Annotated in this window: 21 protein-coding genes; 20 read left to right on the top strand and 1 reads right to left on the bottom strand. The window is 67.2% G+C overall.

The window, feature by feature from the left end; translation table 11 throughout:
* Positions 1–276: 276 nt before the first annotated feature.
* The 10 genes from epsF (at position 277) to E8M83_RS23550 (ending at position 13,091) form a co-directional block, all read left to right on the top strand.
* Positions 277–1,686, top strand: a complete 1,410-nt coding sequence (gene epsF / locus E8M83_RS23595; RefSeq protein ID WP_137175789.1) for a chain length determinant protein EpsF — start codon at positions 277–279, stop codon at positions 1,684–1,686.
* Positions 1,687–1,695: 9 nt separating this feature from the next.
* Positions 1,696–2,589, top strand: coding sequence for a chain length determinant protein tyrosine kinase EpsG (gene epsG, locus E8M83_RS23590; protein ID WP_137175788.1), 894 nt, complete (start codon positions 1,696–1,698; stop codon positions 2,587–2,589).
* A 1-nt stretch (position 2,590) separates the two neighbouring features.
* Entirely contained in the window at positions 2,591–3,694 is a 1,104-nt protein-coding gene (gene xrtB, locus E8M83_RS23585; RefSeq protein WP_373995070.1) for an exosortase B, read from the top strand.
* The gene (gene epsI, locus E8M83_RS23580; RefSeq protein WP_229491848.1) at positions 3,691–4,602 is read left to right on the top strand and encodes an exosortase-associated protein EpsI, B-type; all 912 of its coding nucleotides are present in this window, start codon (positions 3,691–3,693) and stop codon (positions 4,600–4,602) included. Before xrtB ends, epsI begins: the two co-directional genes overlap by 4 nt.
* Before the next feature lie 18 nt (positions 4,603–4,620).
* Positions 4,621–6,114 (top strand): O-antigen ligase, encoded by a 1,494-nt coding sequence (locus E8M83_RS23575; protein WP_137175787.1) that lies wholly within the window; start codon positions 4,621–4,623, stop codon positions 6,112–6,114.
* The gene (locus tag E8M83_RS23570; protein WP_137175786.1) at positions 6,114–7,637 is read left to right on the top strand and encodes an oligosaccharide flippase family protein; all 1,524 of its coding nucleotides are present in this window, start codon (positions 6,114–6,116) and stop codon (positions 7,635–7,637) included. The genes E8M83_RS23575 and E8M83_RS23570 overlap by 1 nt, the downstream gene beginning before the upstream one ends.
* 3 nt (positions 7,638–7,640) lie before the next feature.
* A complete protein-coding gene (locus tag E8M83_RS23565; protein ID WP_137175785.1) occupies positions 7,641–8,924 on the top strand; it encodes a glycosyltransferase family 4 protein in 1,284 nt (427 codons plus the stop codon).
* Positions 8,860–9,642 (top strand): glycosyltransferase family 2 protein, encoded by a 783-nt coding sequence (locus tag E8M83_RS23560; RefSeq protein WP_137175784.1) that lies wholly within the window; start codon positions 8,860–8,862, stop codon positions 9,640–9,642. Before E8M83_RS23565 ends, E8M83_RS23560 begins: the two co-directional genes overlap by 65 nt.
* Before the next feature lie 272 nt (positions 9,643–9,914).
* The gene (locus E8M83_RS23555; RefSeq protein ID WP_137175783.1) at positions 9,915–12,149 is read left to right on the top strand and encodes a heparinase II/III family protein; all 2,235 of its coding nucleotides are present in this window, start codon (positions 9,915–9,917) and stop codon (positions 12,147–12,149) included.
* An 84-nt stretch (positions 12,150–12,233) separates the two neighbouring features.
* Positions 12,234–13,091 carry a beta-1,6-N-acetylglucosaminyltransferase gene (locus E8M83_RS23550; RefSeq protein WP_137175782.1) on the top strand — a complete coding sequence of 286 codons (858 nt, stop codon included), beginning with the start codon at positions 12,234–12,236 and terminating at the stop codon, positions 13,089–13,091.
* Between the two features lie 4 nt (positions 13,092–13,095).
* Here E8M83_RS23550 and E8M83_RS23545 read toward each other — a convergent pair whose 3' ends face one another.
* Complete coding sequence (locus tag E8M83_RS23545) at positions 13,096–13,524, bottom strand: VOC family protein (RefSeq protein WP_137175781.1); 429 nt, start codon at positions 13,522–13,524, stop codon at positions 13,096–13,098.
* A 145-nt stretch (positions 13,525–13,669) separates the two neighbouring features.
* On the opposite strand from E8M83_RS23545, the gene E8M83_RS23540 reads away from it, so the two are divergent.
* The 10 genes from E8M83_RS23540 to E8M83_RS23495 all read left to right on the top strand — a co-directional run bounded on the left by E8M83_RS23540 (position 13,670) and on the right by E8M83_RS23495 (position 25,208).
* Entirely contained in the window at positions 13,670–14,182 is a 513-nt protein-coding gene (locus E8M83_RS23540; protein WP_137175780.1) for an MgtC/SapB family protein, read from the top strand.
* Positions 14,183–14,337: 155 nt separating this feature from the next.
* Positions 14,338–15,558 (top strand): glycosyltransferase, encoded by a 1,221-nt coding sequence (locus tag E8M83_RS23535; RefSeq protein ID WP_137175779.1) that lies wholly within the window; start codon positions 14,338–14,340, stop codon positions 15,556–15,558.
* Entirely contained in the window at positions 15,558–16,805 is a 1,248-nt protein-coding gene (locus E8M83_RS23530) for a phenylacetate--CoA ligase family protein (protein WP_137175778.1), read from the top strand. The genes E8M83_RS23535 and E8M83_RS23530 overlap by 1 nt, the downstream gene beginning before the upstream one ends.
* A 112-nt stretch (positions 16,806–16,917) precedes the next feature.
* Positions 16,918–18,033 carry a glycosyltransferase family 4 protein gene (locus tag E8M83_RS23525; protein ID WP_137175777.1) on the top strand — a complete coding sequence of 372 codons (1,116 nt, stop codon included), beginning with the start codon at positions 16,918–16,920 and terminating at the stop codon, positions 18,031–18,033.
* Positions 18,033–20,018 (top strand): alginate lyase family protein, encoded by a 1,986-nt coding sequence (locus tag E8M83_RS23520; protein ID WP_137175776.1) that lies wholly within the window; start codon positions 18,033–18,035, stop codon positions 20,016–20,018. Before E8M83_RS23525 ends, E8M83_RS23520 begins: the two co-directional genes overlap by 1 nt.
* Positions 20,019–20,112: 94 nt before the next feature.
* Positions 20,113–20,808: a WecB/TagA/CpsF family glycosyltransferase gene (locus tag E8M83_RS23515; RefSeq protein ID WP_229491843.1), complete on the top strand. Its 696-nt coding sequence runs from the start codon at positions 20,113–20,115 to the stop codon at positions 20,806–20,808.
* 29 nt (positions 20,809–20,837) lie between these two features.
* Positions 20,838–21,836: a UDP-glucose 4-epimerase GalE gene (gene galE / locus E8M83_RS23510; RefSeq protein ID WP_137175774.1), complete on the top strand. Its 999-nt coding sequence runs from the start codon at positions 20,838–20,840 to the stop codon at positions 21,834–21,836.
* A gap of 16 nt (positions 21,837–21,852) precedes the next feature.
* Positions 21,853–23,025, top strand: coding sequence for a sugar phosphate nucleotidyltransferase (locus E8M83_RS23505; RefSeq protein WP_137175773.1), 1,173 nt, complete (start codon positions 21,853–21,855; stop codon positions 23,023–23,025).
* Complete coding sequence (locus E8M83_RS23500) at positions 23,022–24,440, top strand: mannose-1-phosphate guanylyltransferase/mannose-6-phosphate isomerase (RefSeq protein ID WP_137175772.1); 1,419 nt, start codon at positions 23,022–23,024, stop codon at positions 24,438–24,440. The genes E8M83_RS23505 and E8M83_RS23500 overlap by 4 nt, the downstream gene beginning before the upstream one ends.
* 54 nt (positions 24,441–24,494) lie before the next feature.
* Positions 24,495–25,208 (top strand): PEP_CTERM-anchored TLD domain-containing protein, encoded by a 714-nt coding sequence (locus E8M83_RS23495; protein ID WP_137175771.1) that lies wholly within the window; start codon positions 24,495–24,497, stop codon positions 25,206–25,208.
* Positions 25,209–25,337 lie beyond the last annotated feature (129 nt).

Raw genomic sequence — 25,337 nt, 5'->3', positions numbered from 1 at the left:
GTCCTGAATTGAAGATTCGTTGAATAAATGCGGCGAGAATCGCCCCGATACTGCGTCGCAAATGCGCGCAAGGCCCCGGCCTTGCTGTACTTTGCTCCTTGTCTCGGGCCGACTTCGCCACATTTACTATTCAACGAACTTCCAATTCAGGACACTAGGGGGGATGGCTCGTGATTTGGTCCACTGGACCAAATCACTCCACGCGGTGATGGTTGGCCGCAAGATTATCCGGCGCGCGAGCGAAGCCGATTTTCACTGCGCATGCAAAGGTGACTCATGAACCTGCATCAATTTCTGCTGATCTTGCTTGCCCGGAAGAAGATGATCCTGGGGACTCTCCTGATCACGGTGCTGCTCGCCCTCGGCTGGAGCGTGGTGCAGCAAAAAACCTATGAAGCCACGGCCTCGGTCCTGCTCAACTACAAGGGCGTCGATCCGCTGACCGGCCTGACCATGCCCGGGCAACTGATGCCGGGCTATATGGCGACGCAGATGGACATCATCGGCAGCAAGAACGTGGCGCTGCGGGTCGTCGATGCATTGCAGCTGGCGTCCAGCCCGGCCGTGGTCCAGCAATTCCGCGACGCCAACGACGGCAAGGGCTCGGTGCGCGACTGGCTGGCCGAGCTGCTGCTCAAGAAGCTCGAGATCATGCCGTCGCGCGAATCGAGCGTGGTCGAGATCAGCTTCAGCGGCGCCGATCCGGCATTCGCGGCGGCGGTCGCGAACGCCTTCGCCGAAGAATACCGGCGGGTCGGCGTGCAGCTCAAGACCGAGCCGGCCAAGAACGCCTCGACCTATTTCAATGAGCAGACCCGGCAGCTACGCGACAACCTCGAAACGGCCCAGGCGCGCCTGTCGAAGTATCAGCAAGAAAAAGGCATCGTCAGCCTCGACAACAACCGGGTCGACGTCGAACTGTCGCGCCTGAACGACCTCGCTGCCCAGCTGGTCGTGGCGCAAACGGCGGCCATGGAAGCGAACTCGCGCGAGAAGGCGGCCGGCGGCGCCGTCGATTCGCCCGATGTCGCCAACAACGCGCTGATCCAGAACCTGCGCATGAACCTGGCCAGCGCCGAAGCGAAACTGGCCGAGGCCGGCTCGCGTTTCGGCCGCAACCACCCGCACTACCAGGCGGCCAGTGCCGAGGCCGGCAAGCTGCGCGCCGAGCTCGATAGTGCGCTGGGCAGCGTCACGCGCAGCGTCGGCACCAATGCCGACGTGGTTCGCCAGCGCGAGTCCCAGTTGCGCAGCGAGCTGGCGGCGCAAAAGGAGCGCGTGCTCGAGCTCAATCGCACCCGCGACGAACTCGGCCCGCTGCTGAAAGACCTCGAGGGCGCCCAGCGGGCCTTCGACTCGGCCAGCCAGCGCTATTCGCAGACCCGGATCGAGGCCCAGTCCGAGCAATCCGATGTCTCGGTGCTGAACCCGGCGGTGGCGCCCACCGCGCCAAGCGGCCCGCGCATCCTGCTCAATACCCTGGCCTCGATCCTGCTCGGCACCGTGCTCGGCGTCGGCCTGGCGCTGCTGCTGGAACTGCTGGCGCGGCCAGTGCGCTCCAGCAGCGACTTGCGCGACATGCTCGGCATTCCCGTGCTGGGAACCATCGCCTGGGAGCCGCCACCGGTCAAGACTGGGCGCATCCGCAGGCTGGTGGCGCCCGTCCGCCTGCCGCGCCTGAACTGAGGACCCGCCATGAACTCATCCGTGCTATCCGCCCTGCATCACAGCGCGAGCTCCGGCCCAGGCGCCAGTGCTGCCCCCGACGCCAGCATGGGCGCGCTGCTGGTCGACGCGGGCAAGCTGAGCGTTGACGACGCCGAGCGCGTCCTGCGCACCCACGAAGACCTTGGCATCCGCTACGGCGAGGCGGCGTTGCGCCTGGGCCTGGTGAGTGAGGACGATATCCAGCAGGCGCTGGCGCGGCAGTTCGCCTACCCATATCTGCAGAAAGGGCAGGCCAGGCTGTCGCCCCGGCTGGTCGCCGCGTACGAACCGTTCTCGCCCCAGGTCGAGGCGCTGCGCGCGATCCGCAGCCAGCTGGTGCTGCGCTGGTTCGCGCGCGGGCGGCGCGCGCTGGCGATCGCCGGCGCGACCGCGGACGAGGGCGTAAGCCAGTTCGCGGCCAACCTGGCGCTGGTGTTTTCGCAACTCGGCGAGCAGACCTTGCTGGTGGACGCCGACCTGCGCACTCCGCGCCAGCATGCGCTGTTCGGGCTCAGGCCGCGCCAGGGACTGTCCGACCTGCTGGCCGGACGGGCCGATCTCGACGCAATCCTGCGGGTGCCGTCCTTTCCCGACCTGTCGGTGCTGCCGGCCGGAACCTTGCCGCCGAATCCGCAGGAGCTGCTGGCGCGGCCCGCTTTCCGCACACTGTCTGCGCAACTGGAAAGCCGCCACGATGTCGTGCTGTACGACTTGCCGCCATTCACGACCGGGGCCGATGCGCTGGCGGTGGCGGGGCGTGCCGGCGGCGTGCTGCTGGTGGCCCGCAAGCACCATACCCGCATTGCCGACATGGCGCATATGGCCGAGCAGATGCTTGACGCCGGCGCCGAAGTGGTCGGCTCGGTCGTGATGGAGTTCTAGGATGACGACCGGTCGCTCCACGGACCCGCTGCCTGGCCCTGGCACCGGCCGAGGTCTCGGCACCGGCACCGGCCCAGGTCTCGGCCCCGGGACCGGCCCAAGTCTCGGCCCCGGAACCGGCCGAGGTCGCGGCACCGGCACCGGCTTCGGCCTGGGCTTCGGGCCTGGCGCCGGCGCCGGCTTGCGCCAGGCCTTGCCCGAATGGTGGCCGGTCATGCTCGGCCTGGCCTTGCTGCTCGGCCCGACCTTCCACGACCTGTTCACCGGCGCCTGGATCGGCGAAGAGCAGGGCCATGGGCCGATCATCTTCTTCCTGGCCTTGTGGCTAATCTGGCGCAAGTGGCCCGAGGTGCTCGCCGCCAGCTCACCGGCCCGTGCACACTGGGCCGGCTGGGCAGTGCTGGCCTTCGGCCTGGGCATCCACCTGCTGGGACGCTCGCAAAAAATCCTGATGTTCGAAGTCGCCTCGATCCTGGCCGTGCTGGCGGCAGTGGTGCTGCTCAAGCTGGGGGCGAAGGCGCTGCGCATGCTGTGGTTCCCCTTCTTCTTCATGCTGTTCATGGTGCCCCTGCCGAGCGAGCTGGTGGCGGCGGTGACGATGCCCATGAAGATGGCCGTGTCCTGGGCCACCGAACACCTGCTGTTCGCCGCCGGCTATCCGATCTCGCGCTCGGGCGTGGTGCTGCAGATTGGCCAGTACCAGCTGCTGGTGGCCGATGCCTGCGCCGGCCTGCAGACCCTGCTGACCCTGGAGGCGCTGGGCCTGTTCTACCTGAACCTGATGCGCCATCCTTCGGCGATCCGCAATATGGCGCTGGCGATCCTGATCGTGCCGATCTCGTTCACCGCGAACGTGATCCGCGTGATCGTGCTGACCCTGGTCACGTATTACTTCGGCGATGCCGCCGGCCAGGGTTTCCTGCACGGTTTTGCCGGGATGGTGCTATTCGTGACGGCATTGCTGCTGATCCTGGCGCTCGACTCGGCCCTGCAGTGGTTTATCAAGCGCCGCGAAGGCAGGGGCGGCGGCGCGGATACACACCGTCGCGGCGACGATCGCCACGGTGGCGGCCGGCCGGGGCCGATGCACGAGGCCGCCCAATGACACCGCTGCGCCGCCACCTGGCCGTCAGCATCGTGCTGGGCCTGGCCATGGCCGCCACCTCGGCCCTGACCAGGGCCCTGACGCCGCAGCCGCGCGCGCCGCAGCCGCACGAACGCTTCAGCCTGGAACAAATGATCCCGCAGCGCTTCGGCGCGTGGACGATCGATCCCAGCGTCGTGCCGCTGCAACCCGATCCCGAGCAGCAGGGCGTGCTTGCGAAGATCTACGACCAGACCCTGTCGCGCACCTATATCGACCGGCACGGCCAGCGCGTGATGCTGTCGATCGCCTATGGCGGCGACCAGAGCAAGGCACTGCAGCTGCACCTGCCCGAGGTCTGCTACGTGGCCCAGGGATTTGCACTGCTCAAGGACAGCGAAGACTTGCTGCCCACCCGCTACGGCCAGTTGCCGGTCAAGCGCCTGGTGGCGCGCCTCGCCGAGCGCAACGAGCCGATCACCTACTGGATCACGATCGGGGACAAGGCCACCAAGGCCGGCATCCAGCAAAAGCTACGCCGTCTCGCCTACGGCTTGGCGGGCGAGATCCCCGACGGCATGCTGGTACGGGTATCGACCATCCAGGGCGACGAGCAGTCCGCCTGGCGGGTGCAAGACCGTTTCGTGGCCGACATGCTGTCGGTGCTGCCGTCCACCGACCGTGCCCACCTGATCGGCGCAGATACCGTCGCGGGCGCGGCGGACACGGTTCCCGCGACCGGCGCGGCGTCCACCACGACGACCGCTCCCGCCACGACTGCTGCGGGCAACGCGACCAACGCAGTTGTAGCCACTACCGCGACAACCGGGGCGACCGCTCCGGCCGCGACCTTTGCACATACCGCGACCACCGCGTCCACAGCGTCCACCGCGACCACCGCGACCACCGCGACCACCGCCCACAACTAACCAGGCACCCGCGCCGCGATGAGCGACTTCCTGCCCTATATCTATTACTCGCTGCCCTGGCTAGTCGTCATCGGCCTGTCGATCGCGGCCGTGGCCGGCATCGGCGTCGGCATCGTCTGGCCGCGCTTCCTGGTCTATCCCTATCTGCTGGTCTTCTTCTGGGTCAATTCCACCAGCTACGGCAGCCTGGCCGTGTTCGCCTCACGCAGCATCTATAGCCGCGGCTCGGGCATGCTGTTCTTCGGCGTGCTGCTGTGGTACATCCTCGGCGCCTGGATCTGCGCCCGCGTCGCAGCCGGCTTCTCGACGACTCCCTGGAGCGGCCCCCAGCGCCATCCTGCGCCGGCCTGCAACCTGCGCCCCTGGTTCCTAGCCTGGGCCGTCCTGCTGGCCTGCCATGTCGGCGCCGGCCTCGTCGCGGGGGTGCCGGCGGCCGAGTCGCTCGCGCCATCCGGCTTTTCGAATATCGTCTGGATGGCGCCGCTGATCTCGCTGATGCTGCTGGCCTTCCGTACCCGCGAACACGCGCTCGAGCTGGCGCGCTTCATCATGCTGGCGGGCCTGGCGCGCGCGCTGTTCGGCCTCGGCCGCTGGGCAATATCCGGCGGCGATCCGAACAATGTCTACGCCAATATGAACGCGATCCAGATCCGCCTGACCTTCTTCGACATCAACGACAGTCTGTTGTGCACGCTGGCGTTCGCCATCGCCGCCGTCGGGCTGTTTGGCGCGCAGCAGCCCGATCGCAGCAAGACCTGGCGCATGCTGGAATGGTCGACCTTGGCCGCGACCGCCCTGTGCGTGGTGCTGTCCTACCGCCGCACGGCATGGATCGGCTTCGTGCTGGCCTTCATGGTGCTGCTGCTGCGCTTCCCACCCGGACGTCGCCTGCAGCTGACCTTTGCCGCCATGCCGTTGGCCGGCGCCGCCATGGCCTTCGTGGCCGCGCGGCGCCTGGCGCAGACCCGCACGGCGGGCGAGGTGGGGGAAGTGGGCGTCGGCCTGTTGCACGATATGCAGTCGCGCCGCTTCGGCCCGCAGAGCGAGCGGGTGCTCGAACTGAAGCTGGCCCTCAGTGACTTTCTTTCCCGTCCGCTGGCCGGGATCGGCTCCTGGGGCCGCTATCACGGCTACCAAACCATCTCGTGGCAAAACAATCCGGACGGCGGCCTGTTCCTTCATAGCGGGGTGCTGCACATCGCTCTCAAGAGCGGCCTGCTGGGCACGGCGCTGCTGGCGGGGACCATCGTCGCTTTCATCGTGTTCACCCGGCGCGCGCTGCGCAGCCTATCGCCCGAGCTGCTGGGCCTGGGCGCGGCCGGGGCGGCAGGGCTCGCGTTCATGATTCCTGACCTGCTGATCGGCACGCCGTTCCCGCAGGTGCGCACGACCCAGATGCTGGCTTTGTGCCTGAGTCTGCCTTACCTGGCGCTGGCGGCCGCGCAAGGTGTTCCGGCGCCGCGTCCGCTGGCCTGGCAGGGCGCGCCGCCTCGCCACCTGGTGCCGGCCTGATGAAGCTGCGCCTGGCCCGCAACGCCTGGTTCAACCTGCTCGGGGCGGCGGTGCCCGCGCTGGTGATGCTGGGCACGGTGCCGCTGGTGGTGCGCGGGCTGGGCGAGGCCGGCTATGGCGTGTACGCGCTGGTGACGGCCATCGTCGGTTATTTCGCGGTGATGGACATCAACCTTACCGCCGGCTCGGTCAAGTACATCGCCCAGCACCGGGCCAACGGCGACGCCGGCCGCATCTTCGAGACCATCTCGTTCGGCCTGGCCACCTATGCCGGCATCGGCTTGCTCGGTGCGCTGGGCATCCATGCGAGCGCCGCCTGGCTGGTCGACGCCGTGTTCACCGTGCCGCCGGCCTTGCACCAAGAAGCGACCTCGACTTTGCGACTCGCCGCGCTCGCCTTCCTGTTCGGCCAGGTACAGATCTACCTGAACAGCGTGCCGCAGTCCCTGATGCGCTACGACATCTCGGGCCGGCTCGAGATGGTGTTCGGCGCGCTGCTGCCGCTGGCGACGGTCGGCGTGCTGGCATTGGGCCACGGCCTGTTCGAGGTGATCCTGTTGCGCGTGCTGGCGAGCGCCATCCACGGCCTGCTGCTGTGGCGCGCGATCCGGCGCCTGCTGCCGGCCTGGCAGTGGCGCTGGCCGGGCGGCGGCGCGCGCGCGGCCCTGTTGCGCTTCTCGGGCTGGTCGTTCCTGTCGCGCTTTGCCGCGCTGTCCTATGCCCACGCCGATAAACTGGTGATCGGGGCCCTGGTCGGCGTCGCCGGCCTGGCGTATTTCGCGGTCGCGGCCACGCTGGCCAACCGCGTGCTGGGCCTGAGCTTCCGGCTGTCGGCGGTGTTCTTCCCGGCCGCCAGCGCGCTCGCGGCGCGGGGCGAACTGGCGCGCCTGGACGGGGTCTACCTCAAGGCGACACGTTACGTAGCCTACCTGAACGGCGCGATCCTGGTGCTGCTGGCCGTGTTCGCCCACCAAATCCTTGACTACTGGATGGACGAGACCTTCGCGCGCCACGGCGCCACCGTCCTGGCGCTGATGGCCTTGTCGCAATTCGTCGATTCGCTCACCAGCCTGCCGTCGCTGGTCAACGATGGCATGGGCCATCCGCGCGTCTCGGGCCTGTTCGCCGTGGTGCGCGCGCTGGCGGGGCTGGGCGTCGTGGGCGCCGGCGTGGCGGGCTGGGGTATCGATGGCGCGGCCTGGGGCCACCTGGCCATGTCGCTGGTGTTCGCCACGGCCTTCATCGCCTACGTGCACGGCCGCACGGTCCCGACCTCGCTGGGGCGCCTGCTGGTCCATGGCTACCTGCCGGGCCTGGCCGGGATCGCGCTCGTGGCCATCGCCGCCAGCACAGCCGACATGCTGCTGGGCGACAGCCTGCATGCCTTCATGGCAATCATGGCCGCGACCGTGTTGCTGCTGGCCTTGCACGGCGCGCTGTTCGTGGTCGAGCGCGACGACCGCGAGCGCGCCTGGGCGCGGCTCAAGACGCGCTGCCAGTTGGCGCGCGCCAGGGCAGGGTGAGGCATGCGCATCCTGATGGTGTCCGAAGATTTGCCGGGCGAACAGATCGGCGGCCTGGGCAAGCACGTCGTCACCCTGGCCAACCGCCTGTTGCAGGCCGGCCACGAGGTCGAGATCCTGGGTCGCAGCGATCGGCCGTCGGCCGACCCGGCCGCGCAAATCGGTTTCGCCGGACGCATCAAGCCCGGCTTCGCCATCGCGCGGCCGGGCTGGAAGGAGTCGCAGCTGGGCGCATTCAATCCACTCAAGCGCCCGTATTTCGCGCGCCGGATCGCCGCCGCCATCGATGCCCACGCCGCCGGTTTCGACGTGGTCCATTACCACGGCCACCTGCCGATGACGGGCCTGTACATCCGGGACGGCATCAACTACGTCCAGACCCGCCACGACCAGGGCAGCGAATGCCTGACCCATCTGCGTTTCGTCGATGGCGCCGTCTGCGAACGGCTGGCGCCGGCCGAATGCACCGTGTGCATTGCGCGCCGTACCAGGCGCGGTACTGGCCCTGGCAACATCGGCACCGCGCTGACGGCGCTCGCCGTGAGCGGCTATCGCAGCCAGGCGGCGCACGCCTTCGCCCGCCACAAGACGGTCTTCGTGTCCGAGTTTCTGCGCCGCCGCTTCCTGCGCGCGGTGCCCGATGCCGATCTGTCGCGCAGCCGCGTGATCCACAACCTCGTCGACTATCCGGTCATGCGCGCGCTGGCCCTGGCCGCCCCGCCGCAGCAGGCGGGCGAGGTGGTGCTGGCCGGGCGCGTCGATGCCGGCAAGGGCTTCGCCGAATTCCTCGATGCCGCCGCCGGCCGGCTACCGGCGCATGCCCGCCTGACCATCGTCGGCGACGGCCCGCTGCTGGCGGCGCTGGCCCGACGCCATGCCGGCCCGGCCGTGCGCTTCCTGGGCTGGCAGGATCACGCCGCCACCCTGGCCCTGAGTGCAGGCGCCCACCTGTGCGTGGTGCCCTCGGTGTGCGAGGAAGCCTGCAGCACCACGCTACTCGAAGCGCTCGCGCTGGGCCGCGGCTGCCTGGCGCTGGCGCGCGGCGGCACGCCCGAGCTGGCGCAATACCAGCAGTATCCCGGCCAACTGGCGCTGGCGGCGTCGATGCCAGACCTGGTCGCGCGGCTCGCACGCCTGCTCGCCGCCCCGCCGCGCCGGGTAACGCCCCCGCGCGACTTCGGGGCCGATTGCGCCCGCCTGCTGCCCAACTTACTGGAGTTGTATGCCGAACCCGCCGACCTTCTCGATCGTGACCTGCACCTGGAACAGCGCCGCCACCCTGGCTGACACCCTGGCCTCGGTCCGGGCCCAAACGTGCCAGGCGCACGAACACATCTTCGTCGATGCCGGCTCGCACGACGCTACCCTGGACCTGCTCGCCGCCTATCCCGGCAACAAGCACGTCCTGCGCGACGTCAAGGGCGGCATCGGCCGCGCCATGAATGCAGGCATCGCCGCAGCCACGGGCGACTACATCGCCCATCTGCATTCGGACGATTACTACGCCGACCCATCGGTGCTGGCAGTCGTCCGCCGCTGTGTCGAACAGGTCGGGGCGGCAGGCCGGCCACCGGCCTGGGTGTTCGGCAATATCCGGGTGCTCAAGGATGGCAGGCTTTTGCCGCAGAACGCGATGCGCCCCTACTCGTACCACTCCTTTGCAGCCGGCCGCGCCTGGATCCCGCACCCGGCCGTGTTCGTTCGGCGCGACGTGTTCACGCGGGTCGGCATGTTCGACGAGGGCTTGCGCTATGCGATGGACATCGACCTGTGGCTGCGGCTGGGCGCGGTTTTCCGGCCGGCGATGCTCGACCGGGTGTTGACGGTGTTTCGCGACCACGCCGGCAGCGTCTCGTCGAGCAACCGGGTCGCCGCGCGGCGTGAAGAGTTCGCCGTGCGCCGGCGCCATGCCGGCAAGGCGCCGCTGGCCTTCGGCATCTATTGCCTGCGTTACCTGAAACGGATGCATGCGCTGCAGCATCGACATGAAGAGAAGCAAACCTAGTTATCGCACAGTCTTCTCATATCGAACACGACAGTTACAGGACAGAACATCCTGTTCGCCAAATGTTAAATCTCCTGTGTTGGATTCTCGCGAACGAAGAAAAAAAAACACGCGCAAGGCAAAATTTCCTTAGAGAAGTTGATTTTGTTCAAAAAAACCTGCGGTAACATTCTTCCCATCAAGCAAGCGTCACCCGACGTGAGCAGCAGGCATCAAGCGCCCGATCGCGGCGCAGTCCTTGAACAAATTCTCGTTCTTCTCGGAGCTTCAGCATGAAATTTCACCGGAAAGGTCTCGTCCGCGCCGCGGCGCTGGCGTCGCTCTTGGTATGCACGAGCGCGCGCGCGGATTGGGTCCAGTCCCTTGATCCCCTGGTCGTCCAGCCGGGTCCGGACCTGAACCAGGTCCAGGCACAGAATCCGCCCGGATTCACCTGGGCCCGCCACGCCAACGGACCGGCCGCCTACGAGCTCGAAATCACGCCCGCCGGCGGCGCACCGGGCAAGGTATTGGTGGAGCGCAACTGGTATCTGCCATCGAAGGCCCTGGCCCTGGGCAAGTACACCTGGCGCGTGCGTCCGGTGGGCAGCAACGACTGGTCGACCCCGCGCGGCTTCTCGATCACCAGCAGGTCGAACCTGTTCGAGGTGCCCGACAATGCGACGCTGCGCGCGCGCATCGCGTCCAAGGCACGGCCGCGTTCGCTGCCGTCGTCGTTTACTCCGTACGCCAGCTGGAATAGCGCCAAACGTGCCGAACTCGGCCCTTACGTCAGCCGCATGATCAACGAGATCAAGCTGCAGACCAATGCCGTGCCGGCAGTGAGCGATGCGCGCTGGCCGATCGTGATCAGCTCGCCGCTGACGGCGGCCATGGCCACCCAGCAGACCGACATCCGCCAGCGCATCAACGAAGCCAGCCGCCAGCTCGAAGCCGCCGCCGTGATGTGGCGCATCAGGGGCGAGCGCATCTTCCTGGACGAGGCGCTGCGCCGGGGCGACCAGCTGGCCGCGCTCGACCCGACCGGGCCCACCAGCTACGCCAACCAGGACCAGGCGACGCGCCAGATCTCGGTCTCGCTGATCAAGGCGGTCGACATCCTGGCCGGCGACCTCGATGCGCCGCGTCGCGCGCGCTGGCTGAACACGGTCAAGGTCCGCGCCGAGGAAATCTACGGCAACCTGGCCGGCGATAACGGCCGCCTCGACCAGTACCCGTTCGACTCGCACGGCAACACGAGCCTGATCTTCCTGTCGCTGATCTCGACGCTGGCCCTGGGCGATATTCCGGAAGCGCAGAAATGGTTCGATTTCTCGTTCCGCGCCTACGCCAATTCGCCGTCTCCCTGGAGCGGCGAGGAGGGCGGCTACGCCAACGGCACCGCCTATGCCGAATACGCGGCCGGCTACCTGGTCGCGCTGTGGGATCCCATGTCGCAGGCCTCCGGCGTGAATTTCTATGCCAAGCCCTGGGCCCAGGGCCTGCTCGACTTCGCCTCGCAGTTCACGCCGCCGGGCTCGCGCGTCCATGCTTTCGGCGACGGCTCCGAGACCAGGCCCGACACCCGCGTCTGGCACGCCTTCGGCTCGCGCATGGTATCGCCACGCGCGGCCTGGTATGTCGCCAGCCTGGGCGGCACCGAAGACACGCTGAGCCTGCTGCAAGCGCCATACCCAATGCCGATCAAGGGCACCAGGACCAAGGCGCCGCCGACCGATTCGGCCTATTACCCGAGTATCGGCTGGGCCTCCATGCATACCGATATCGGATCGACCGCGCGTACCTCGCTGTACTTCAAGTCCAGCCCCTACGGCTCGTTCAACCACAGCCACGGCGACCAGAACGGCATCCTGCTGTCGAGCGCCGGCCAGCCGCTGCTGGTCAAGGCTGGCTGGTACGACTGGTACGGTTCGCCCTACTGGAACGACTGGTACCACCAGACCCGTTCGCAGAACGCCATCACCTTCGATGGCGGCAAGGGCCAGCTGGTGACGGGCTACCGTGAACAATTGCAGCGCAATGGCAAGATCACCGGCTTCGCGGCCCAGCCGAGCCATGATTTCGTCGAGGGCGACGCCACCGCCTCGTATGGCGGCCAGCTGACCATGGCCAGGCGCCAGGTCTGGCACCTGCGCAATGCGGGCAACGCGATCCTGGTGCGCGACCGCCTGGCCAGCACCGTGGCGCGCACCTATGAGTGGAATTTCCACACGCCGGTCATCATGTCGGTGCTGGATGCGCAGAACGTCAAGGTGGCGGCCGGCGGCCAGTCGCTGTGCCTGCGCTCGCTGAACGCGGACGCCAGCTTCGCCAAGTGGATCGGTCCGGGCGCCAAGGTCAATGTGGTCGAGGACCATGGCGCCTTCTACCTCAAGAACGACGGCAGGTCGACCGCCGAGTTCCTGGTGCTGCTCGACGTCGGCTGCAAGAAGCCGGCGGTGAGCATCTCCACCTCGGGCACGGTGCGCACCGTGACCGTCGCAGGGCAGAGCGTGACCTTGAACTAGCAACCTGTCTCCGCGCCTAGCTGGCGCGCTCCTTTCACGCGCGATGCTAGCGTGGTCGCGCTTGAACCGAGCGGCGGGCCATCGATGAGACAGGCTTTCCTGATCTGCGCGCACAAGGACATGGACCAGCTCAACGGGCTGGTCGGGCAGTTGTGCGATCCCGATTTCCTGGTCTACGTCCACCTCGACCGCAAGAGCGCGCTCGATCCGGCGCGGCTGCATCCGCAGGCGCGCCTCGTGCGCGAGCGGCTCGCCGTGCGCTGGGGCGACGTGTCCCAGGTCGCGGCCACCCTGGCGTCGATGCGCCAGGTCGTGCGCGAGGTCCCGGATTTCGACAAGCTCATCCTCCTGTCGGCCCAGGACTTCCCGCTGTTGCCGAATAATTTATTGAAAGCCGAGCTGGCAAGGATGCGGGGGAACGAGCTGATCGAGACCGCGCCGATCGCGGCCGACGGCTGGCGCGTGATGCATCGTTACGCCTATTTTCATCGCGACGGGGGCAGTCCCGCCGAACGCCTGGCCTGCGCCGCCGCCAATCGTGTCCTGCGCCTGCTGGGTCGGACTCGACGCTTGCCCGACAGCCTTGCCCCCTACGGCGGCTCATGCTGGTGGGCCTTGTCGCGCGACTGCCTGCGCGAACTGCTGCGCCTGGCAGACGCGCATCCACGCCTGCTGCGCTTTTGCCGCAGCGTGCAGTCGCCCGACGAGCTGTACTTCCAGACCCTGGTGATGCACTCGCGTTTCGCCGGTCGTGTGCTTCCGGATAATTTCCGCTACATCCAGTGGCCGGAAGGCGGCGCCAGCCACCCGAAGGTGCTCGACGAAGGCGACTTCGAGCACATCCGGGCCTCCAGCGCCCATTTCTGCCGCAAACTCGACAGTCAGGCCAGCGCCGCCTTGCTCCCACGCCTGCTGGCGTGGAAGGACGGTCGGGCCGTGTGACGTTTCAGAACGTGATCTTGATCTCGCGCGCGCTGAAAGTCGCTTCGCCGTGGTACACGGCTTCGATATTGTTACCGTCGGGATCGATCACGAAAGCGCCGTAATAGCCGGGGTGATAGGGCCGTTCTCCCGGCGCGCCGTTATCCTTGCCGCCGGCCGCCAGCGCCGCGTGATAGAAGGCGTCGACCATGGTGCGGTCGCGCGCCTGGAAGGCCAGGTGATGGCGGCCGGTCAACTGCCCCTGGGCTGCTTCGCTGTTCGCTGTCGAGATGAACAACTCATCGGCCCAGAAATAATCGTCGCCCGAACCGCCGAGCGGAATGCCCAGCACCTCGAACACGGCCGTATAGAACTTGCGCGAGGCGGGCAGGTCGCGCACCACCAGCTGGATGTGGTCGATCAGGCGTCCGCGGTAGATCTCCATCGTTTCCATCAGATTCTCCTCGTCAGGTTTGAGCTGCCGATTATACGAAAGCCTGCACCGCCGCGGCACGTCAATACGAGGGGGAACTGTCGAGCGTGGCGACACGCATCTTGCATAGATGGCATTATTTCCCGGAAACTGAAATCTGGAGGGAATACCCGTGTGGTGGAGAGAAAGCTGGCTGACGATACAGCGTGAATTTTCAGACCTGGGCAATGCCGAAGACGTGACCGTCATCGTCGTGCGCCTGCTGGTGGCGGCCCTGGTGGGTGGGATGCTCGGCTACGAGCGCGAGACGGTGGGCGCCTCGGCCGGCCTGCGCACCCATATGCTGGTCTCGGTCGGCTCGGCCCTGTTCGTACTGATCCCGCTGCAGGCGGGCATGCAGGTGGCCGACCTGTCGCGCGTACTGCAGGGCGTCACCGCCGGCATCGGCTTCCTGGGCGCGGGCGCCATCCTCAAGCAGAAGGAACAGAACGATATCAAGGGCCTGACCACCGCCGCCAGCGTCTGGATGACGGCCGCCATCGGCGTGGCCGCCGGCATGGGCCGCGAAGCGACGGCCATCCTCAGCGCGCTGTTCGGCCTGGTGATCCTGTCGATCCTGCGCGCGCCGGCCAAGAAGGCCGGGGAATACGGCAAGGCCAACCGCGACACCGACCGCTAGCGCCCCGGGTGCGCCGGCATCGGCGCACTTTCTGCGCGCAACTTCTGCTCGCAACTTCTGCGCGCAACTTCTGCGCGCAACTTCTGCGATAAGCGAAACATTCGCGCCCCGTGCCGGTCTAGTATCGTAGGTTCCACCGATCGATACGAGGCGCCATGAGCAAGCCGTTTTCCATCGCCTTCATCGTGCGCGACCCCTTGCCGCCGCTGCGCGCCGACCTGCTGGCGCTGTTCGGCGCCGAGATGCCGCGCCACGGCCTCGGTAGCGAGCTGGTAGGGCAGGCCGGCGCCGGCCCTGCGGCGCCCTGGGGCGCGGGCGGCATGCACGTGGTCGGCCGCTTCGGCAGCCGCTACGCCAGCCTGCTGTCGCCCTGGTGGGATTTGCTGGGCCTGCTGCGCGCCTGGCGCCGCGCCAGGCCGGACGCGATCCAGGTGCGCGACAAGATCGCCTCGAGCCTGGTCGGCCGCGCCGCCGCCGCCCTGCTGGGCGTGCCCTTCGTCTACTGGATGTCGTTCCCGATCGTCGAAGGCTATGCCGCGCAGCGCGACGACCTCGGACGGCGCGGCAAGCGCCTGGCCCGGCTGGCGCATGCGCTGCGCGCCGCGGCCGCGCGCCACGCCCTGTACCGCCTGGTGCTGCCGGGCGCGCGCCACGTCTTCGTGCAGAGCGAGGCGATGGCCGACTGGCTGGCCACCAAGGGCGTCGAGCGCAGCCGCATGACGGCGGTGCCGATGGGCGTCGATACGGCGCTGTTCGACCGCCGCCAGATCGTTCCCAGCCATGACCCGCGCCTGGCCGGGCGCCGCGTGGTGCTGTACCTGGGGCGGGTCGCGCGCTCGCGCCAGTCCGATTTTTTGCTCGAGGTGGCCGCGCTGTTGCGGCGGCACGAGCCCGGGGTGCTGCTGGTGATCGCGGGCGACGCGCCGTCGAACGACGAGATGGCCTGGATGCGGGCCGGCATCGCGCGCCGCGGGCTCGGTCAGCACGTGCTGCTCACCGGCTGGCTGCCGCAGCAGGCGGCGCTCGGCTATGCGGTGCGGGCCGAAGTCGGCCTGTCGCCGATCCCGCGCGGCGTGCTGTTCGACGTGTCGTCGCCGACCAAGCTGGTCGAATACCTGGCGCTCGGCATTCCCAGCGTGGCCAACGACATTCCCGACCAGGCCCGGGTGCTGGCCGACAGCGGAGGCGGGCTGTGCGTGCCGATGGAGGCGGACGTTTTTGCCGCCGCCATTCGGCGGCTGTTGCACGAGCCGGGCCTGGCGGCCGGCTGCGCCGCGCGCGGGCCGGCCTGGGTCCGCGCCAACCGCAGCTACGCGATCCTGGGGCAGGTCGTGGCGCAGGCCTATGCCCGCATCCTGGCTGAAGGGGCGTCCTGATGGACTGGCGGCCGCTGCTGCGCCTGCTCGTGCGCGGCTTGCCGGCGCGGCTGTTCGTGCTGCCGGCCCTGCTGCGCAACGAGCGCTCGGCGCTCGCCCTGGATGCCTACGTGGCGCGCCGCGCCCGCGCCCTCGGCGTGAAGGTCGCGCCTGACCCGACCCGGTTGCAGGCGGTGCCGCCGGATGCGGCGCTGCTGGCGAAACCGGCGCTGCGCGCCGATCCCGCGCGCCACCTGCGGCCGCGCCGCGTCGGCTCGCTCGTGCGCAACACGATCCGCACCAGCGGCACCTCGGGTTCGCCCCTGACGCTGGTGCAGTCGCTCGGCGCCGTGATCCGCGAAGAAGCCTTCATCCAGCGCCAGTTGCACTGGATCGGCTGGCGGCCGGGGCAGCGCCGCGCCTGGATCCGCGGTGACATCGTGGGCGATGGACATTACTTTCACCGCGACCCGATCGGCAAGATGCTCGTGATGTCCTCTTATCACTTGTCGAATGCGACCATCGGCGCCTACGTCGCGGCCCTCGAAACCTACGATCCGGTGGTGATCCAGGCCTATCCGTCCTCGATCGGCGCCATCGCCAACTGGTTGCAGGCGGTCGGCCGCCGTTATGCGGGCCGGGCCTTGCGCGGCGTGATGACCTCGTCCGAAACCCTGGCGCCCGACGTGCGCGCGGCCGTTGTGCGCGGTTTCGGCGTGCCCGTGTTCGACTGGTATGGCCAGGCCGAGCGGGTCGCCGCCATCGGCACCTGCGAGCAGGGCCGCTACCACCTGCTGACCGACTACGGCGGCGTCGAGCTGCTGCCGCTGCCGGACGGCAGTTGCGAACTGGTCGGCACCAGCCTCAACAATGCCGCGATGCCGCTGGCGCGCTACCGTACCGGCGACACCGTGCTCGTCGGCAGTGCGGCGCCTTGCGGCTGTGGCCGGGTGTTTCCGACCGTCGAGGCCGTGATCGGGCGCCAGGAGCGCAGCGTGACCTTGCCCGACGGCCGCATGGTGGCGCGCCTGGACCGGGTCTTCCAGGGCCACGACGCTTGCCTGCTCGAGGGCCAGGTGCGCTACCACGGCGATGGCCGCTTCACCCTGCGGGTGGTGGCGACCGCTGCCTTCGGCGCCAGGGAAGAAGCCGCCCTGTGCCGGCAATTCCTGCTGCGGGTGCCCGGAGTACAGGTCGCGGTGGAGCGGGTCGAGGCGATTGCCCGCGGCGCCAACGGCAAATTCGAGTTCATCGCCGTGGATGAGTGAATCGTGCGCGAGATTCGACAATATGCCATGTATGATCGTAAATATTGCCCCTTTACCAAGTGCATGAAACCGTGAACAGGATGTCGACACATTTCTTGAGCAGGATGCGTGCATGAAGGCGGCGCCCCCACGCGTGCTGATGGTGGGAACGGCGCTGGGGGGCAGGGGAGGCATCGCCAGCGTGGTCGAGGTGTTGCGCGCCGACGGCCTGTTCGAGCGCGAAGGCATCGCCTACCTGGCGACCCACGCCGACGGCGCTCGCCTGGACAAGCTCGGCGCCGTGTTGAAAGGCCTGTGGCAGGCTGGAGTGGCGTGCGGCGGCAGGCAAGGGCCGGCCATAGTCCACGTCCATTCCGGCTCGCGCGCCAGTTTTATCCGCAAATCGCTGGTGCTGCTGATGGCGCGCCTGGGCGGCGCGCACACGGTCTTCCACCTGCACGGCGGCGGCTTTCGCCGCTACGCGCAAGAGGAGGCCGGGCCGCTGCTGCGGCGCTGGATCCGGCACACGCTCGAGGCGAGCTCGCGCGTGATCGCGCTGTCGCCCGGCTGGGCCGCCTTCGTGCGCGAATGCGCGCCGCGCGCGCGGGTCGAGGTGCTGCCCAATCCGGTGCGCCTGGCGCCGCCCACGGTTGCGGGGCAAGCCGAGGCGGGCCGCATCCTGTTCCTGGGCCGCATCGAGCCGGCCAAGGGGGTGGACGAATTGCTGCAGGCCTGCGCGCGGCTGGGTGGCCATCACCCGGGGCTGCGCCTGGTGCTGGGCGGCGCCGGCGACGTGGAATGGGTGCAGCGGCGTGCCCTGGAACTGGGCATCGCCGACCGGGTCGATACGCCCGGCTGGCTGGACGAGCGCGCGCGCGAGGCAGCGCTGGCGCGTGCCTGGCTGTTCTGCCTGCCATCCCATGCCGAAGGCTTGCCGATCGCCATGCTCGAAGCGATGGCGGCCGGCGTGCCGGTGGTGGCGACGACGGTCGGCGGCATACCCGAGGCGGTGGCCGATGGCGTCGATGGCTTGCTGGTGCCGCCGCGCGATGTCGGCGCGCTGGCCCTGGCCATCGGGCGCCTGCTGGACGACGGCGCTCTGCGTGCGCGGCTGGCGTGCGCGGCGCGCAGCGCCGTTGAACGACACTACTCGACCGGCGTGGTGTGCGGCCGCCTGGCCGCGCTGTACGCACGATTGCTTGATGAAAGAGCGCAGCAGTATCGACGAAATACGGGGAAGGATGCTTGATGAACGCAACAGTACGCATGGCATGGCTCGTCAACCGGCTGCGCTGCATGTCGGTTCCGGAAATGGCTTATCGGCTGCGCCAGGCGGCCGCAATCGGCCTGGCGCGCCACACATCCGGCCGCACGCCGCCGCCGCTGCCGCGTGCGCTCACGCTGGAGGTGCGCGGTGCGCCGGCGCTCGAGCGGCCTGAAATCGACGCGCTGCTGCTCGATGCCGAGCGCATCGAGGCCGGCCACGTGGTGCTGTTCGGCGAGCGCCGCTTCGACGTCGGCGTGCCGACCGCCTGGAACCGCGATCCCGAGACCGGCGTCGTGGCGCCGCCGCTGTACCGCGGCGACATCGCGATCAGCGACCGCGAACTGGTGGGCGACATCAAGCACGTATGGGAACTGAACCGCCACCTGCACCTGGTGACCCTGGCCCAGGCCTGGGCCCTGACGGGCGAGCAGCGCTGGCTGAAGGCCCTGGCTTCAAACCTGCGCAGCTGGTTCGAAGCCTGCCCGCCGCTGACCGGCCCCAACTGGACCAGCCCGATGGAGCTGGGTATCCGCCTGGTCAACTGGAGCCTGGTCTGGCAACTCGTGGGCGGCGAACGCAGCGCCCTGTTCGAGGGCGAGGCCGGCCGTCGCCTGCATGCCGGCTGGCTCGACAGCATCCACGCCCACTGCCGCACCATCGCGCGCCACTTGTCGCGCCACTCGTCGGCCAATAACCACCTGATCGGCGAACTGGCCGGCCTGTATGCCGGCGCCGTCACCTGGCCGTGCTGGAAGGAATCGAAGGATTGGCAAGCGCTGGCGCGGCGCGAACTGGAGCAGGAAGCCCAGGCCCAGTTCTCGCGCGACGGCGTCAACCGCGAGCAAGCCTTCGGCTACCACATGTTTTCCTGCGAATTCCTGTTCGTGGCAGGCCTGCTGGGCCAGGCCGGCAATCAACCTTTCTCGCGCAGCTACTGGGCCGTGCTGCAGCGCGCGTTGCGCTTCCTGCGCTCGGTGCGCGACGTCGACGGCGGCCTGCCGATGGTGGGCGACGCCGACGACGGCTGCGTATTCCGCCTGCACGCCGGTAGCGGCCCCGGCCATGCAGGGCCGGATCGCGCCGCGCAATTGCTGGCGCTGGGCGACACCGTGTTCGGCGGCCAGCCCGACCACCATCCGGGCGTGCGCTGGCTGCTGCATGCGCTGCCGGGGGCGCGGCCCGATTGCGATCCGCACGAGATCGACACCGGCTGGTCTTTCCCTGACGGCGGCTACCTGCTGTTCGGCAATCATTTCGGCGAGGCGAACGAGATCAAGGGCATGCTCGACTGCGGCCCGCTGGGCTACCTCGGCATCGCTGCCCACGGGCACGCCGACGCGCTGTCGCTGACGCTGTCGGTCGCGGGCGAGGCCTGCCTGGTCGATCCCGGCACTTATTCCTACTGGCAAGACCAGAAATGGCGCGATTATTTCCGTGGCACGTCAGCCCACAATACGGTGCGCATCGACGGGCTCGACCAGTCGGTATCGGGCGGGCGCTTCATGTGGCTGCGCAAGGCGCGCGCCAGCATCGAGCGCATGCCGGCCTCGCACCACGAGTTCGACTTTCGCGGTTCGCACGATGGCTATACGCGCTTGCCCGATCCGGTGCTGCACCTGCGCAGCGTGCGCTTCGACGGCGCCAGCAACACACTCACCGTGCGCGACGAGGTGGCGGCCAAGAAGGCGCACAAGGTCGAGACCTTCTGGCACTTCGCGCCCGGCCTCGACGTCCGCCTGACCAGCCAGGGGCTGTCGGTGCGCGGCAAGCGCTTCGTGTTGCAGATGCAGGCCAGCGGCGACGACCTGCACCTGGAACTGGTGCGCGGCGCCGAGAATCCGCCGCTGGGCTGGCATTCCGCCGCCTATGAAGCGAAGGAGCCGTGCGAGGTGCTGCGGATCACGACCGTATCGTCCGCCGTTCCCATCGACTGTCGGTTTACAATCACCTTTGTCGATGACAAATAATTAACACTGGGAAACGTCAGGCTCCGCACCGGAGGCAGGCATGGAAGCGAATCGGCGGATCACGCTGTTTGGTTGTAATATAGATAACGTTTCGATGGAAGAGACCCTGCACGTCGTGGAGGGTTTCATCGGCTCCGGGCGGCCACACCAGCATGTGGTGGTCAATGTCGACAAGCTGGTCAAGGCCAGCCGCGACGAACAATTGCGCCGCATTATCAATGCCTGCGAGCTGGTGAATGTGGACGGCATGCCGGTGGTGTGGGCTTCGCGCCTGCTGGGCAAGCCGCTCAAGGAGCGGGTGGCCGGCATCGACCTGTTCGAGGCCTTGATGCGGCGCGCGGCAGAGCGCGGTTGGCGCGTGTTCCTGCTCGGGGCGCGCCCCGAGGTGGTGGACGAGGTGGCCGCGACTTACGCGCGCCGGTATCCGGGCCTGGTGCTGGCCGGCGTGCGCGATGGCTACTGGCAGGGTGAGCAACAAGAAGCGGACGTGGTACGCCAGGTACGCGACAGCCGCGCCGACCTGCTGTTCGTGGCGATTTCCTCGCCCAAGAAAGAACAATTTCTCGGCAAATACCAGGCCGAGATGAAGATACCGTTTGCGATGGGGGTGGGCGGCAGCTTCGACGTGGCGACCGGCCGCGTCAAGAGGGCGCCGGGCTGGATGCAAAGGGCCGGGCTGGAGTGGTTCTACCGCTTCCTGCAAGAGCCGCGCCGGATGTTCCGGCGCTATTTTATCGACGATATGGCGTTTCTCTGGCTGCTGATCAAGGAAGCGGCCAGGGGCAGATAGTGAATCACATTCAATAGAGAGCGAAAGACATGAAGATCCTGGTTACTGGCGGCGTGGGTTATATCGGTTCGCACACCGTCGTCGAACTGCAGAACGCAGGACACGACGTGGTCGTGGTCGACAACCTGTCCAACGCCCAGCAGTCGGTGTGCGAGCGCGTGCAACGCATCACCGGCAAGCCGTTCGCATTCGTGCAGGCCGACATCCGCGATCGTTCCGCGCTGGAAGCCGCATTTGCCGAACACAGGCCCGAGGCGGTGATCCACTTTGCCGGCCTGAAGGCGGTCGGCGAATCGGTGGCAGAGCCGCTGCGCTATTACGACAACAATGTCACGGGCAGCGTGGTCCTTTTCGAGACCATGGCCAAGTTCGGCTGCAAATCGCTGGTGTTCTCGTCCTCGGCCACTGTCTACGGCGATCCGGCTTCGGTGCCGATCCGCGAGGATTTCCCGTTGTCGGCCACCAATCCCTATGGCCGCAGCAAGCTGATGATCGAAGACATCCTGCGCGACCTGGCCAAGGCCCAGCCCGACTGGCGCATCGCACTGCTGCGCTACTTCAATCCGGTCGGCGCCCACGATAGCGGCCTGATCGGCGAAGAGCCGAGCGGCATCCCCAACAACCTCGTGCCCTATATCGCGCAAGTTGCCAATGGCCAGCGCGAAAAACTGTCGGTGTTCGGCGGCGACTACGACACCCCCGACGGTACCGGCCTGCGCGACTACATCCACGTGGTGGATCTTGCCATCGGCCACGTCAAGACCCTGGACCGCCTGAACAAGGGGCCGGGCATCGTCACCTACAACCTCGGCACGGGCCGGGGCAATAGTGTATTGGAAATGGTGCGCGCCTTCGAAGCGGCCAGCGGGCGATCCGTCGCCTACCAGATCGTCGACCGCCGTCCCGGCGACGTGGCCAAGTGCTACGCCGATCCGTCCCTGGCGCGCGAAGAACTGGGCTGGACTGCCGAACGTGATGTCGCTCAAATGTGCGCCGACGTATGGCGCTACCAAACCACAGCCAAATAATGCAAAGGATAGTCTAATGAAAGCCATGATTCTCGCCGCAGGCAAGGGCACACGCGTCCGTCCGCTGACTTATGACCTGCCAAAACCCATGATCCCGCTGCTGGGCAAACCCGTAATGGCCTATCTCGTCGAACACCTCAAGAAGCACGGTGTCTCCGAGATCATGGTCAACGTCAGCTGGCTGCACGACAAGATCGAAGACTATTTCGGCGAAGGCGAGCAGTTCGGCGTCCAGATCGGCTATTCCTTCGAGGGCTATACCAAGGATGACGGCGAAGTCGTCCCCGAACCGATCGGCTCGGCCGGCGGCATGAAGAAAATCCAGGAATTCGGCGGCTTCTTCGACGACACCACCGTGGTGCTGTGCGGCGACGCGCTGATTGATCTCGACCTCAAGGCCGCGCTGCTCGAACACCGCCGCAAGGGCGCAATGGCCACCGTCATCACCAAAGAGGTGCCATGGGACAAGGTCCCGTCGTATGGCGTGGTGGTCTCGGACGCAGAGGGCCGCATCCTGGAGTTTCAAGAGAAACCGAGCCAGGAGGTCGCGAAATCCAATTTCATCTCGACTGGCATCTATATCTTCGAGCCGGAAGTGATCGACCTGATCCCGTCCGGCGTGCCGTTCGACATCGGTTCCGAGCTGTTCCCGCTGTTGGCCGAGCGCGGCCTGCCGTTCTATGCCCAGGGCCGTCCCTTCAACTGGCTCGACATCGGCACCATGGGCGACTACTGGGAAGTGCTGCAGTCGGTCATTACCGGCGAAGTCAACCACATGGACGTGCCGGGCATCCAGATCAAGCCGGGCGTCTGGGTTGGCCTCAATACCAGCATCGACTGGGAAGGTACGACCATCGAGGGACCCGTCTACATCGGTTCCGGGGTTAAAGTGGAGGCCGGTGCCCGCATCATCGGGCCGACCTGGATCGGCCATGGCAGCCACATTTGCGAAGGCGCCGAGATCGTGCGCAGCGTGCTGTTCGAGTACACCCGCGTGTTGCATGATGTAACATTGAATGAAATGATTGTCTTTAAGGAATATAGTGTCGACCGAAAAGGCGAAATGAAGCACTCCTCCGAGTATTCCTCAGAGGAGTGGCTCAATGCACGCGATCGTCGCCGTTCCCGGCGCACGGAAATCGCGGACCAGAACACCAATGAGTTAGAGAAAGAGAAAGTCAGCGCATGAAGATCTATCCAGTCATCCTCTCCGGCGGCGCCGGCACCCGTTTGTGGCCTTTGTCGCGCAAGGTCTTGCCCAAGCAGTTGCTGCCGCTGGTTGCCGATAAAACCATGTTGCAAGAAACTGCCTTGCGCGTGGCCGGCTGGCCGGAGATGATGGCGCCGCTCGTGGTGTGCGGCAATGACCACCGCTTTATGGTGGCTGAGCAATTGCGTGAAGTGGGCATCAGCCCGCTGGGCATCCTGCTCGAGCCGGTCGGCCGCAATACGGCGCCGGCCGTGGCCGCCGCCGCCCACCACCTGCAGCAGATCGATCCCGAAGCCGTCATGCTGGTGCTGCCGGCCGACCACGTGATCGAGAATGGCGAAGCCTTCCGTGAAGCGGTCGACCGCGCTACCCGCCTGGTGGCCAAGGGCGCGCTGGCGACCTTCGGCATCGTGCCCAAGACCCCCGAGACCGGCTATGGCTATATCCGCCGCGGCGAGGCGGTGGACGATTGCGGCGAATGCTACAAGGTCGCGCGCTTCGTCGAGAAGCCCGATGCCGCCACCGCAGAAAGCTTCCTGGCCGAAGGCGGCTATTACTGGAACAGCGGCATGTTCATGTTCGCTGCCGCGCGGTACCTGCAAGAGCTCGAGCAGCACGCCCCTGCGATTGCCGGCGCGGCCAGCCAGGCCATGCACGCGGCCTACCGCGACCTCGATTTTTGCCGACTCGACGAAACCGCCTTCTCGGCTTGCCCGTCGGATTCGATCGACTACGCCGTGATGGAGCATACCCGCGACGCCGCCGTGGTGCCGGCCGATATCGGCTGGAACGACGTCGGCTCGTGGTCGGCGCTGTGGGAAACCCAGGCCAAGGATGCCAACGGCAATGCCCAGCGCGGCGACGTCTACCTGGACGGTGTCAAGAATTCGCTGGTGCGCGCCGAGAGCCGCATCGTGGCCGTGGTGGGCCTCGAAGACGTGGTCGTGGTCGAGACCCAGGATGCGGTGCTGGTCACCTGCAAGAGTAAGGTGCAGCGCGTCAAGCAGGTGGTCGAGCACCTGGCTTCCAAGGAACGCACCGAACACCTGCACCATACCCGCGTCTACCGTCCATGGGGCCACTACGAGGGCATCGATGCGGGCGAGCGGTTCCAGGTCAAGCGCATCACGGTCAAGCCGGGCGAGAAACTGTCGCTGCAGATGCACCACCACCGCGCCGAGCACTGGGTCGTGGTGTCGGGCACCGCGCGCGTGACGTGCGGCGACACGGTCAGCCTGCTGTCCGAGAACGAATCGACCTATATCCCGATCGGCATGAACCACCGCCTCGAGAACCCGGGCAAATTGCCGCTGCACATCATCGAGGTGCAGTCGGGCAGCTACCTGGGCGAAGACGATATCGTCCGCTTCGAGGATATCTACAAGCGCGCCTGATCCCCGGTCAGGCAAGGCCTGGAACTTGTCATGCGACCTGCAGTCTGACGTTGCATGAACAAGATCCTGGCACAGTGTGCGGGGGCTGCCCTCCTTGGCGCCATCCTCGCTACCACGGCATCGACGGCAGAGGCGCAAACCGATGCGCCGCTGCTCGATGCTAGCCTGCAGGGCCAGCTCGAACGCTGGCTCGGGGCCGGCCCCCTCAACCTCGAGAACATCTACACGCGGCAGGTGGGCGACGATTCGCTCGACTTCCACGCGGCCGCCGACGGGCGCGGCAGCAACTTCACGCTCATGCGCATCGCTAACGACGCCGGCGACAGCTGGGTGGTGGGCGGCTACAATCCGCGCAGCTGGTCGTCCACCGATGGCTGGCACGTCGCCGAGCGCGACTGGCAGCGCACCGGCTTCCTGTTCAACTATACCGACCCGGCCGTGTACCGCCAGGTATTGTCCGACCACGTCCTGCCCAGCCAGGGCTCGCGCCAGACCTATAACTGGCCCGACCACGGGCCCACTTTCGGCGCCGGCCCCGACCTCTTCGTCGACGATCGCTTGACCACTTCCATTTCCTGGCAACTCAGCTACGGCGACCCCATCCTCGAAGGCCGCAGCATCATCGACGGCACCTATGGCGGGCAGTTCAGGCGGGTCGAAGCACTCGAGACCTATGCCATTTCGCTGGTGCCCGAGCCGTCGACCACCGCGCTGCTGGCCGGTGGTCTTGGCGTGATCGGCTGGGCCGCACGACGCCGCCGGCGCTGAATCCACCCGCCAAGGCTGCCCTGCAGTTCCCCGCGTTTCTCTGCGGAACATTGACACGCCGGTGTTGATCTGCCGCTAATCTTGAAATTACCCTCTGCGGTTAATTTCTCGTCATCATGTTGTCAATAT

It is taken from the genome of Massilia sp. HP4 (assembly GCF_005222695.1).
Taxonomy (GTDB): Bacteria; Pseudomonadota; Gammaproteobacteria; order Burkholderiales; family Burkholderiaceae_D; genus Telluria.
The sequence above is the reverse complement of the archived record's forward strand: the minus strand, read 5'-3'. Positions and strand labels throughout refer to the sequence as shown.